The sequence below is a fragment of the Rhodoferax sp. genome (genome assembly GCF_018063565.1).
GTDB lineage: Bacteria > Pseudomonadota > Gammaproteobacteria > Burkholderiales > Burkholderiaceae_C > Rhodoferax.
This window is the reverse complement of the sequence record NZ_JAGPBB010000011.1, coordinates 22293-33804: the sequence shown is the minus strand read 5'-3', so window position 1 is coordinate 33804 and position 11512 is coordinate 22293. Positions and strand designations below refer to the sequence as shown.

10 protein-coding genes are annotated in these 11512 nt (G+C 57.5%); all 10 read left to right on the top strand.

Going from position 1 to position 11512, the window contains the following annotated elements:
- The first annotated feature begins 80 nt into the window (after positions 1 to 80).
- The 10 genes from KBF66_RS04480 (at position 81) to nusA (ending at position 11464) form a co-directional block, all read left to right on the top strand.
- Positions 81 to 905: a MotA/TolQ/ExbB proton channel family protein gene (locus tag KBF66_RS04480; RefSeq protein ID WP_296652887.1), complete on the top strand. Its 825-nt coding sequence runs from the start codon at positions 81 to 83 to the stop codon at positions 903 to 905.
- A 58-nt stretch (positions 906 to 963) separates the two neighbouring features.
- Positions 964 to 1395 carry a biopolymer transporter ExbD gene (locus tag KBF66_RS04475; RefSeq protein WP_296652883.1) on the top strand — a complete coding sequence of 144 codons (432 nt, stop codon included), beginning with the start codon at positions 964 to 966 and terminating at the stop codon, positions 1393 to 1395.
- Between the two features lie 25 nt (positions 1396 to 1420).
- A complete protein-coding gene (locus tag KBF66_RS04470) occupies positions 1421 to 1849 on the top strand; it encodes a biopolymer transporter ExbD (RefSeq protein WP_296652880.1) in 429 nt (142 codons plus the stop codon).
- Positions 1846 to 2505, top strand: coding sequence for an energy transducer TonB (locus KBF66_RS04465; RefSeq protein ID WP_296652877.1), 660 nt, complete (start codon positions 1846 to 1848; stop codon positions 2503 to 2505). The genes KBF66_RS04470 and KBF66_RS04465 overlap by 4 nt, the downstream gene beginning before the upstream one ends.
- Positions 2506 to 2562: 57 nt before the next feature.
- Entirely contained in the window at positions 2563 to 4839 is a 2277-nt protein-coding gene (locus KBF66_RS04460; RefSeq protein WP_296652870.1) for an ABC transporter substrate-binding protein, read from the top strand.
- Complete coding sequence (locus KBF66_RS04455; RefSeq protein WP_296652868.1) at positions 4836 to 5813, top strand: ABC transporter permease; 978 nt, start codon at positions 4836 to 4838, stop codon at positions 5811 to 5813. The genes KBF66_RS04460 and KBF66_RS04455 overlap by 4 nt, the downstream gene beginning before the upstream one ends.
- Positions 5814 to 5830: 17 nt before the next feature.
- Positions 5831 to 7315 carry an ABC transporter permease gene (locus tag KBF66_RS04450; RefSeq protein ID WP_296652864.1) on the top strand — a complete coding sequence of 495 codons (1485 nt, stop codon included), beginning with the start codon at positions 5831 to 5833 and terminating at the stop codon, positions 7313 to 7315.
- An 8-nt stretch (positions 7316 to 7323) separates the two neighbouring features.
- The gene (locus tag KBF66_RS04445; protein WP_296652861.1) at positions 7324 to 9177 is read left to right on the top strand and encodes a dipeptide ABC transporter ATP-binding protein; all 1854 of its coding nucleotides are present in this window, start codon (positions 7324 to 7326) and stop codon (positions 9175 to 9177) included.
- Between the two features lie 134 nt (positions 9178 to 9311).
- Positions 9312 to 9950, top strand: coding sequence for a ribosome maturation factor RimP (gene rimP / locus KBF66_RS04440; RefSeq protein ID WP_296652858.1), 639 nt, complete (start codon positions 9312 to 9314; stop codon positions 9948 to 9950).
- 17 nt (positions 9951 to 9967) lie between these two features.
- The gene (nusA, locus tag KBF66_RS04435) at positions 9968 to 11464 is read left to right on the top strand and encodes a transcription termination factor NusA (protein WP_296652855.1); all 1497 of its coding nucleotides are present in this window, start codon (positions 9968 to 9970) and stop codon (positions 11462 to 11464) included.
- The last annotated feature ends 48 nt before the right edge of the window (positions 11465 to 11512 follow it).

Sequence of the window (11512 nt, the reverse complement as noted above, 5' to 3'; positions counted from 1 at the left end):
ACTCACCCCTGAAGTCGCATTCCAGGCTCGGTTTTTTTGGCGAGCGACTTGCGTATTTTTCAATTTTCAAAGGAACTTTTGTGCAGATCAGCATTGTTCGTCGTTTCTTATTTGTCTTCGCACTGGCGCTGGGATTACTGTTGCCTGGCACCCAAAGTCTGGCGCAAGCACCGGCGGCTGACGCGGCCTCAGCACAGCTTGGCGCCAGTACGCCGGTTGCGGCGGCTGCGGCAAAGGTTGAAGCAACCGAAAACCCTTACGGACTTGAGGCGCTGTGGCGTACCTCGGACGCCGTGGCCAAGACCGTTTTGTTGATGCTGCTCGCCATGAGTGTGGGCAGTTGGTATGTGACCATTGTGAAACTGCTGGAGCAGTCCAAAATGCGTCGCCAGGCGCGCGCCGCGGCGAAGGACTTCTGGCCAGCAGGCACCATCGAGCAGGGGGCCAAGGCGCTTGAAGAGAGCAGTCCTTACCGTTTCATTGCTGATGCCGGCACCAACGCCTTGAAAAAACACGATGGCCTGATGGGCCACATTCCGCTCAATGACTGGGTGTCGATGAGCATCCAGCGTGCGGTTGACCGCATTCAAAGCAATACCCAAAGTGGGTTGGCCGTGCTGGCGACGGTGGGGTCCATCTCGCCGTTTGTCGGGCTGTTTGGCACGGTCTGGGGAATCTATCACGCCCTGACCGCCATTGGCATCTCTGGCCAGGCGTCGATCGACAAGGTGGCAGGTCCGGTGGGCGAGGCGCTGATCATGACCGCCATCGGTCTGGCCGTCGCGGTACCGGCCGTGCTGGCCTACAACTGGCTGGTGCGCCGCAACAAGGGTGTGATGGATGATGTGCGTGCTTTCAGTCAAGACCTGCACTCGGTGGTTCTGGGCTCGGTGTCCAAACCCTGAGACGGCCTGCTGCCGCCACGCTTTGGGCTCCTTGGGGGCCAACTAACTGGAATCTGACATGTCCATGAACATCAGCTCGGGTGACAGCGGCGAAGACGCCGTGATGTCAACCATCAACACCACGCCCTTGGTGGACGTGATGTTGGTGCTCCTGATTATTTTCCTGATCACCATCCCGGTGGTGACCACCTCGATACCGGTCGCGTTGCCCAAAGAGCGCATCGAAGTGCGTGAGAGCAAACCTGAGAACGTGATCATCTCGGTGGACAAGTCCGGAAATATTTTTTACTACGAAGCACGCGTCAACAGTGTGGATGCGCTGGTGGAAAAACTCAAGAAGATCTCCAAAGTGGAACCACAGCCTGAAGTGCAGGTGCGTGGTGATATGGCCGCGCAGTACGAGGGTGTGGGCAAGGTGTTGCTGGCGTGCCAGCGGGCGGGCATCGTCAAAGTGGCCTTCATCACCGAGCCGCCGCCGCTGGGCGGCTGACTTCGCTAAACAACAGGTCATCTGTATGAGCATGCATGTAGGTAATTCGAGTGGTTCGGGTGAGCCCGAAGTCATGATGGACATCAACACCACGCCGTTGATCGATGTGATGCTGGTTTTGCTGGTGATGCTGATCATCACCATCCCGATCCAGTTGCACTCCGTGACGCTGGAAATGCCAGTGGGCGCACCGCCGGCCAACGCGATCAAGCCTGAAAAAGTTCAGATCGACATCGACGAAAAGAGCACGGTGTATTGGCAGGGTCTGCCGGTCAGTGCGGCCGAGCTTGACGAAAAAATGAGCTCGCTTGCGCGGTTGAATCCTCAGCCTGAGGTGCACATTCGCCCCAACAAGACCTCGCAATACGCGGTGTTTGCCAACGTGTTGTCCAGCAGTCGGCGCATCGGGCTGAACAAGATTGCCGTGATTGGTGCGGAGCAGTTTGTCAAATGAATGCACAAATTTCTCATGGATACGGTTATCAGGAGCCCTCACGCCGCATCAAGGGTATTGTGGTGGTGGTTCTGGTCCACGCGTTGATCGGTTATGCGCTGGTGTCCGGGATGGCGCGCAAAGGCCTCAATCTGATCAAGAAGCCGCTGGAGGCGGTGGTGATTCAGGAGGTCATCATTCCCCCACCGCCACCGCCACCGCCGCCAAAGAAGATTGAGACTCCTAAGGAAGCACCCAAGCCGGAGGCTCCGCCGCCACCCTATGTGCCGCCACCGGATGTTGCGCCGGCCGCCACATCCACCGCACCCAGCATTGTGTCCACCGCGACGCCGCCACCGGCTCCGGTCGTCATTGCGCCGCCGCCACCGCCAGCGCCACCGCCGCCACCGGTTCCCAAACCCAATCGGACGGACATCGGCGTTGCCTGCCCAACCCAGGTACCACCCGAGATGCCGCGCAAAGCCTTACAGGATGGTACGGAAGGTGTGGTGAAAGCGCAGGCGCGCATCAAGGATGGTGTCGTGAAAGAAGTCACCATCCTTTCGGGTCCAAGGGTGTTCCACGCGGCGGTGCGTGACGCCATGATGCAGTACAAGTGCACGCAGGATGCGGTCGAGGTGCTGGCGGTTCAGGAATTTAATTTCAAGTTGGAGTAGATCCCTGTGTGCGGTGCCTTTCGTGTCAATGCTGGAACTGGGTTGGTGTCGCGAGTCATGAATAGAAAATTACCACTTTTTAGTGCTCTAGCGCATACCTGGCTTGGTTTTGTCGCTATTTGTTTTTTTACTCTCGGACTTCTTGCCGGCTGTGGTGAGGTGGCCAACAACCCGCATCCGCTCGGATCCGAGGCCACCAACACCTTGTTCGTGCCTTTCTCCAAACGCTCGCCCAAACACCTCGACCCTACCAGTTCTTATTCCAACGACGAGACGCCCTATACCTATCAGGTCTACGAGCCGCCCTATGCCTATCATTACCTCAAACGACCCTATGAGTTGATCGGGCGCGCCGCCCAATCGGTGGTGGCGCCCAGGTATCTGGACAAGACTGGCGCCGTACTGCCTGAGGATGCACCCGGTGAGCAGATCGCCGAGACTGTCTATGAGATCAAGATCAAGCCCGGCATTCGGTTTGCACCGCATCCGGCATTTGCCAAGGATGCCCAGGGCGGCTACCTCTACCACGCGCTCAAACGTGAAGATCTGGCCGGAAAGTACCAGATCGCTGACTTTGCGCAGACCGGCACCCGCGAACTGGTGGCCGATGATTATGTTTATGGGATCCGGCGGCTGGCCACGACGCGTATCAAGTCGCCGTCTTTTGCCATCATGTCCGAGTACATCGTCGGACTGCGGGAGTACGGCGAGAAGATTGTGCAACTGGACAAGAAACTGCGTTCGGGTTTGGCTCCAACCAACCGCGATCTTCCATTTCTGGATTTTCGGGAATTTCCGTTTGATGGTGCCAAGGCGATTGACAAGCACACGCTGCAAGTCCGCGTCATTGGCAAGTACCCGCAATTCAAATACTGGCTGGCCATGACTTTTTTCGCCCCCATTCCCTGGGAAGCCGAAAAGTTCTACGCCCAGCCAGGCATGGTTGAGAAAAACCTGACCCTGAACTACTGGCCGGTGGGCACCGGCCCGTTCATGATGACGGAGTTCACCGAGAACCGGCGCCATGTGCTGCAGCGCAATCCGAACTTTCGCGGTGAGCCGTTTCCGTGTGAGGGCGCACCCGGCGACAAGGAACTGGGCTACCTGAACGACTGCGGCAAGATGACCCCGTTTCTGGACAAGATCGTGTTTGATATTGAAAAAGAAGCGGTGCCATTGCAAGCCAAGTTCATGCAGGGCTATTACGACTCGCCGGCGATCGAGCGGCTCGATTACGGCACAGGCTATATCGTCGCCATGGGGGACGATAAAAACAAAGAGCGAGAGTTTAAGGAAAAAGGGATCAAGTTGCCAACCACGGTGGAGGCCAACAACTGGTTTCTCGGCTTCAACTGGCTGGATCCGGTGGTCGGCAAGGGCAAGACTGCCGAGGAGTCCGATCGCAACCGCAAATTGCGCCAGGCGCTGGCCATTGCCATTGACTGGGAGGAGCACATCGCCATATTTGAGCGCGGGCAAGGTATAGCCGCCCAGGGGCCCCTGCCACCGTCTCTTTTTGGCCACCGACCCGATGGTCCGGCCGCCTTTAACCCGGTGGTGTATAACAAAGGGGCGGATGGCAAACTGGTGCGTAAACCCATTGAAGAGGCCAAGAAACTGCTGGCTGAGGCTGGTTACCCGGATGGGCGTGATGCCAAAACCGGACAGCCGCTGGTGCTGAACTTTGATTATCAGAACTCCGCTGCCGGTGCCAAAGCCGTGCTGGATTGGTACACCAAGCAGTTTGCCAAGATTGGCGTACAGCTTGAGATCCGCGCCACCGACTACAACCGTTTTCAGGACAAGATGAACAAGGGCACCATCCAGATCTTTTTCTGGGGTTGGCTGGCTGACTATCCGGATGCCGAGAACTTTCTTTTCTTGCTTTACGGTCCCAACTCCAAGGCACTCACCAACGGCAATGGCGAAAACGGTGCCAATTACAGTAGTCCTGAATTTGACAAGCTGTTTGAGCGCATGAAGTTCCTGGAAGATGGGCCGCAGAAACAGCAGATGATCGACCAGATGATCGAGATCACGCAAAAGGACGCGGTCTGGAGTTTTGGTTACTTTCCGACCTCGGCCGCGGCCTACCACCAATGGATCAGCAATGGCAAGCCGACACAAATCATCCGCAACCACATTGGCTACCTGCGACTGGATCCGAAACTGCGCGCTGAGAAAGTTGCCGAATGGAACCAGCCGGTCTGGTGGCCCATGCCGGTGTTGCTGTTGTTGCTGCTGGTGGCCGTGTTGCCAGCCTGGGCGGCGTGGCGCAGGCGTGAGCAGGAAACCGCGGCCAGAACCATGGCAAAACTGGAGCCCCAAGCATGATCAACTACATCATTCGCCGCATTGGCTATGGTCTGCTGATTCTGGTCGGGGTCAACATCCTGACCTTCATTCTGTTTTTTGCCGTCAACACGCCCGACGACATGGCGCGCATGAACATTGGTGGCAAACGGGTCACGCAGGACGCCATCGACAAATGGAAGGTCGAGCGCGGCTATGACAAACCGCTGCTGTGGAACGATGGCGCGCAGGGCTCGCAGAAACTGACCAACACCATTTTCTTTGAACGCTCGGTTCCTTTGTTTGTGCTGGAGTTTGGTTCATCTGACACGGGACGTGACATTGGTTACGAGTTGAAAAAGCGGGTCGGTCCGTCCATTGCGCTGGCCATACCCACCTTTTTACTCGGTATCTTTGTGGTGGTGGTGTTTTCACTGACCCTGGTTTTCTTCAAAAACACCTATCTTGAATTCTGGGGGGTGGCACTGTCGGTGTTTCTGCTCTCCATTTCAGGGCTGTTTTACATCATTGTGGGACAGTTCTTTTTCAGCAAATTGCTCAAACTGGTGCCGATCTCGGGGTTTTCGGGGGGCGGGGACATTTTTCTGTTTCTGGCTCTGCCGGTGTTGATTGGCATCGTCTCGCGGCTGGGAGGCGAGGCCCTGTTTTACCGCACCATGTTTCTTGAAGAGGTTGGCAAAGACTATGTGCGCACGGCGCGTTCCAAGGGGCTTTCCGAAACCGTGGTGCTGTTTCGCCATGTGCTGCGCAATGCGTTGCTGCCGATCCTGACCAGCACGGTGGCGGTGTTGCCGCTGTTGTTCCTCGGTGCCCTGATCATGGAGTCGTTTTTTGGTATCCCCGGCCTGGGTAGTTTCACCATTGACGCTATCAATGGCCAGGACTTTGCCGTGGTGCGCTCGATGGTGTTCGTGGGTTCCCTGCTGTACATCATCGGGTTGATCCTGACCGATATTTCCTACACGATCGCTGACCCGCGAATTCGTTTGAGCTAACCGGGCCAGGAGTCAAGATGCCAAAGTTCGTGTTTCTGCTGACAGATCTGGCACTGCTGTTTTTGCTGCTGGGTATGGGGCTGTATATTCGCCACGCCCTGCGTACACCCACGCTGCGCCAGACCTGGCGGCATGTGTTGCATGATCCCGCTGCCATGGCCGCTGGCGTGGTGTTGGTCGCTTTTTTTGGTGTGGCGGTGATGGATTCAGTGCATTTCCGGCCTCTGTTGCCACCTGCGCCGGGGGCAGCCGCCAATGTCGGCCCGGCTTATTCGACCAGAACGCTCTCGCTGCTGGACGCTTGGCTCAGTGCGCCGCGCGAGTCGGTCGAGAAAACCTATTCGGTCCCGCTGGCCACCCATCAGTTCTCCAAAGAATCCATTTTGGTGGATGGCAAGTCCGTGCGTGATTTTCCCCGTCTGCAGTTTGGTGGCAGCCACTTGAAAGACGCGCAAGGCGAATGGGCCGCGGATGTTGCCCGCAAATCCGTGTTGGGTTTGTCGTATGGCCTGTGTGGTGCGCTGCTGTTGTGGCTCGCCGTCGCGTTGCTGCGCGGTGCCCGAACGACATCGGCACTGCGGCGTAGCCTGGGTGAAATGTGGCAGCAGCAGACCGAGATCCCATGGCGCGCAATTTTGACTACTGCGTCCATCATGGCCTTGATGGTGGGTTGGGTTGCGGCCTTGTGGCCCCACTACCATGTGCTCGGAACCGATCAGACTGGCAATGATGTGTTGTTCCAGGCCATCAAGTCGATCCGCACGGCGGTGGTGATTGGCTCACTGGCCACTTTGGCGACCTTACCGCTGGCGATTTTGTTTGGTATTTTGGCAGGCTATTACAAAGGAAAGATCGACGACGGTATTCAGTACTTATATACCGTGTTGTCGTCCATCCCCTCGGTGCTGCTGATTTCGGCTTTTGTGCTGATGATCCAGGTGTTCATTGACAAAAACCCCAATCTGTTTGAGACCGGGCTGGAGCGGGCCGATGTGCGGCTGTTTTTACTGGCGGTGATTCTGGGTGTGACGGGCTGGGCGCAACTGGCGCGTTTGTTGCGTGCGGAGACCTTGAAGCTGGGCGAACTGGATTACGTGCAGGCGGCCCGGGCATTTGGCGTGTCGGATGCGCGCATCATGCGCCGCCACATCATGCCCAATCTTACGCATATCGTGGTGATCGTGGCGGTCCTGGATTTTTCCGGGCTGGTGCTGTATGAAGCGGTGCTGTCGTATGTGGGCGTGGGCGTTGACCCGGCCACCAACAGTTTTGGCACCATGATCAATGGTGCGCGTAACGAGATGTCGCGTGATCCGGTGGTGTGGTGGAACCTGCTGACGGCATTTGCCTTCATGGTGACGCTGGTGTTGTCGATGACCTTGTTTTCCAGCGCGGTGCGCGAAGCCTTTGATCCGCGCGCCCGGGCGTTCCGGGTGCGCCGCGCCAAGCCGCTTCAATCCTCAGAGTCGCGGCCGGCAACGCTGGCGCAGTCAGAAAAATAGGACGCCTCATGCTCGGCATCAACAACTTGACGACTGAAATTGACACCGAAAGCGGGCTGATTCGCGCCGTGGATGCGGTCTCGCTGACCTTGGCTCGGGGAGAGACCTTTGCCTTGGTTGGTGAATCGGGCTGTGGCAAATCGATGACGGCGCTGTCCATTCTGCGTCTGCTACCAGAAAGCGGCCGGGTTGCGGCGGGCGAAGTGTCCATTGACAACACCGATCTGGTGCAACTGCCCGAGTCCCGGATGCGAGACTACCGGGGCCGGCGCATCAGCATCATTTTTCAGGAACCCGCCACCAGCCTGAATCCGGTGATGACCGTGGGCAGGCAGATCACCGAGGTGATCGAGCGGCACACCGAGGTCAAAGGTGAAGCCGCATTGGCCAAGGCCGTGGACTGGTTGCAACGCGTGGGCATCCCGGAGCCGCAACGACGGGTCAACGACTACCCGTTCCAGATGTCGGGGGGGCAGAAGCAGCGGGTCATGATCGCCATTGCCCTGGCCGCCGAGCCGGATGTGGTGATTGCCGATGAGCCCACCACGGCGCTCGATGTCACGATTCAGGCTCAGATTCTTGACTTGCTTAAGGAGTTGCAGCAGTCGCAAAAAATGGCCATGCTGCTGATTACCCATGATCTGGCGATCGTTTCGCAAATGGCGCATCGTGTGGCCCTGATGTATGCCGGCCAGATTGTTGAGGTGGCTGAAGCGGCTGACTTTTTTGCACGACCACGCCATCCCTATGCGGTGAATCTGTTCGATGCCTTGCCGGATGCCAACAAGCGGGGGCAGCGCCTGGCGTCCATTGCGGGCAGTGTGCCGGCGCTGAACCAGACTTTTGTCGGCTGCCGATTTGCCGATCGGTGTCTGGACGCCAGCGATGCATGCCTGCAGCAGGCTCCGGTCCTGTACGAACCCCAGCCCGGCCATCTGGTACGCTGTTTTCTTTATGAGAATAATAGCATCCAGCGCACGCCCCAATTGGGCCAGGAGGGTATTTCGAGTCAAACCAGCGAGCGTGATGCGGGGCCAACCGTGCTCGAGTTGCGTGACTATTGTGTCTGGTTCCCGATCCGCAAGGGCTTGTTGCAACGCACGATTGACCATGTTCGCGCGGTCGATGGTGTGTCGTTCTCGATTGCTGCCGGTCGCACGCTGGCACTGGTGGGCGAATCCGGTAGCGGCAAGACCACGGTTGGCAAGGCCTTACTGCAGTTGCTCCGTAACCAGGCGCACATCACCGGTTCGGCCCTGTTGCGCGGTCAGCCTCTGAACACGCTGGAAGGCGAGGCGCTGCGAACCGCCCGGCGTTCGGTCCAGATCGTTTTTCAGGACCCGTTTGCCTCGCTGAACCCGCGCATGCGCGTCAGCGAAATCCTGGAGGAGGGCGTCGCTTCGTTGCATCCGGAGGTTTCGGCTACTGAGCGTAGCCAGCGTGTGGCGAGTCTGCTGGAGAAGGTGGGCTTGCCGGTGGCTGCGTTGCAACGCTATCCCCATGAGTTTTCGGGTGGGCAGCGTCAGCGCCTGGCCATTGCGCGGGCCCTGGCGGTCGAGCCCGAACTGATTGTGGCGGACGAACCCACTTCGGCGCTGGATGTGTCGGTGCAGGCGCAGATCCTCAATTTGTTCAAGCAACTGCAGCAGGAGCTGGGTGTGGCTTACCTGTTCATTACCCACAATTTTGGCGTTGTGGAGTACCTGGCACACGACATTGCCGTCATGAAGAATGGCAAACTGGTCGAATTTGGTACGGCCGAACAAGTATTGAACCGGCCCCAGCACACCTACACCCAGACGCTTCTCAACGCCGTTCCGCGGCTGGCCAGGCGTGTAGCAGAAACGTCAGTTCTGGCTTAAATCCTTCAAAATCAAGGCTGATTGGACGTTTTTTCCCGTACAATCGGGCCGTTCACGACCAAACGGGCGAGTCACTTCCGCCCGTTTTTTTTGGTCGTTTGTTTTTTGTGTCAGTTTTTTTGACAGGGGTTTGGGTGGCACTGAAGGAAATCGTGGAGCAAACGGTCACTGGCCTGGGCTACGACCTGGTTGAACTCGAACGTTCAGCGGGAGGGCTGCTGCGTGTCACCATCGATTTGCCCTGGGTGCCGCCAGCCGATGGAGCGACTGCGCCGGAGCAGTTTGTGACAGTGGAGGACTGTGAGAAAGTCACGCGTCAGCTGCAGTTTGCCCTTGAGGTGGACGCGGTGGAGTACCGTCGGCTGGAGGTGTCTTCGCCGGGTATTGACCGGCCCTTGCGTCATGAACAGGATTTTGAGCGATTTGTCGGTCAGGTCATTGACATCACCCTGAAAGCGCCGATCGGTGCTGCTGCCATTGGACAGGTAAACGCCAATCGGAAAAAGTTTCGTGGCGTGCTGGAGCGGGCATCGGTGGCAGACGACGCGGCCAATGTTGAAGCCGCGCCAGGTTGGCAAATCGTCTGGCGTGACGAACCAGCGGTCAAGCCGGGTGCCAAAGTGAGTAAAAAGCGCGCTCCTGCACCGTTGCAGGCGCTCGGATTTGTGTTGAGTGAACTGAAGGACGCCCGTTTGGCACCGCTTGTCAGCTTCAAAGGGCGTGGTCACGGCCTTGATGCAGACGCTATGGGCAACAGCATTGGATTGAATTGAAACAGGAGAGTTTTGGCATGAATCGCGAAATGTTAATGTTGGTAGACGCCATCTCACGCGAGAAAAACGTTGAGCGTGATGTGGTTTTTGGTGCTGTCGAGTCCGCTCTGGCACAGGCTACCAAGAAACTCTATTCGGGTGAGGTGGACATTCGTGTTTCACTCAACCGAGATACTGGCGTGTATGAAACTTTTCGCCGTTGGCACGTGGTGCCCAACGAAGCCGGGTTGCAGTTGCCCGACCAGGAAATCCTGTTGTTCGAAGCCCAGGACCAGATTGCCGATATCGAGGTGGATGAGTACATCGAAGAGACGATCGAATCCGTGCCTATTGGTCGTATCGGTGCCATGGCGGCCAAACAGGTGATCTTGCAAAAAATCCGTGACGCCGAGCGCGAAATGTTGCTCAACGACTTCATGTCGCGCGGCGACAAGATTTTTGTCGGCACCGTCAAACGCATGGACAAGGGTGATCTGATTGTCGAGTCGGGGCGGGTGGAAGGCCGGTTGCGACGTGGTGAGATGATCCCGAAAGAGAACTTTCGCACGGGTGATCGGGTGCGTGCCATGATCATGGAGGTCGATTTGACCTTGCGCGGCGCCCCAATTCTGCTGTCGCGGTCGGCTCCTGAGTTCATGATTGAGTTGTTCCGCAACGAAGTGCCTGAGATCGAGCAGGGTCTGCTGGAGATCAAGTCCTGCGCGCGCGACGCCGGTTCGCGCGCCAAGATCGCCGTGTTGTCTCACGATAAACGGGTGGATCCCATTGGCACCTGTGTGGGTGTGCGGGGAACCCGTGTGAATGGGGTCACCAATGAACTCGCCGGGGAGCGGGTTGACATTGTGCTGTGGAGCGAAGACCCTGCCCAGTTTGTCATCGGCGCACTCGCTCCTGCTAACGTCACCAGCATTGTGGTGGACGAGGAGCGGCATGCCATGGATGTGGTGGTGGACGAAGAAAACCTGGCCATCGCGATTGGGCGTGGCGGGCAGAACGTTCGTCTTGCCTCCGAATTGACAGGCTGGAAAATCAACATTCTGGATGCTGCCGAATCGGCGCAGAAGCAGGCCAGCGAGGTCGATGCAAGCCGCGCGCTGTTCATGGAAAAACTCGATGTTGATGAAGAGATCGCCGACCTGCTGATCGCCGAAGGCTTTATCAGTCTGGAGCAGGTGGCTTATGTGCCGCTGGAAGAAATGCTCGAAATCGAAAGTTTTGACGAAGACACGGTGAACGAACTGCGCACCCGCGCCAAAGATGCCCTGTTGACCATGGAGATTGCCAATGAAGAGAGCGTGGATGAGATCGCGCTTGAATTGGGTGACCTGCATGGGATCAGCCCTGAGCAGATTGCGGTGCTGGCCAACAACGGTGTGCACTCACTGGACGATCTGGCTGACCTGGCCATCGATGAGCTGACCGAAATGACTGGTCATTCCGCCGAAGAGGCCACATCGTTGATCATGAAGGCACGCGCGCACTGGTTCACCGGTGACGCTTCTTCACAAGCCTAAAGCTGATGTTATGAATTAAGAAATACGAAACGGCTGATCCCTGTCGAT

Coding starts and splice junctions, on each gene's coding strand:
- KBF66_RS04475 (WP_296652883.1), top strand. CDS start 964: ATGTCCATGAACATCAGCTCGGGTGACAGCGGCGAAGACGCCGTGATG.
- KBF66_RS04470 (WP_296652880.1), top strand. CDS start 1,421: ATGAGCATGCATGTAGGTAATTCGAGTGGTTCGGGTGAGCCCGAAGTC.
- KBF66_RS04465 (WP_296652877.1), top strand. CDS start 1,846: ATGAATGCACAAATTTCTCATGGATACGGTTATCAGGAGCCCTCACGC.
- KBF66_RS04460 (WP_296652870.1), top strand. CDS start 2,563: ATGAATAGAAAATTACCACTTTTTAGTGCTCTAGCGCATACCTGGCTT.
- KBF66_RS04455 (WP_296652868.1), top strand. CDS start 4,836: ATGATCAACTACATCATTCGCCGCATTGGCTATGGTCTGCTGATTCTG.
- KBF66_RS04450 (WP_296652864.1), top strand. CDS start 5,831: ATGCCAAAGTTCGTGTTTCTGCTGACAGATCTGGCACTGCTGTTTTTG.
- KBF66_RS04445 (WP_296652861.1), top strand. CDS start 7,324: ATGCTCGGCATCAACAACTTGACGACTGAAATTGACACCGAAAGCGGG.
- nusA (WP_296652855.1), top strand. CDS start 9,968: ATGAATCGCGAAATGTTAATGTTGGTAGACGCCATCTCACGCGAGAAA.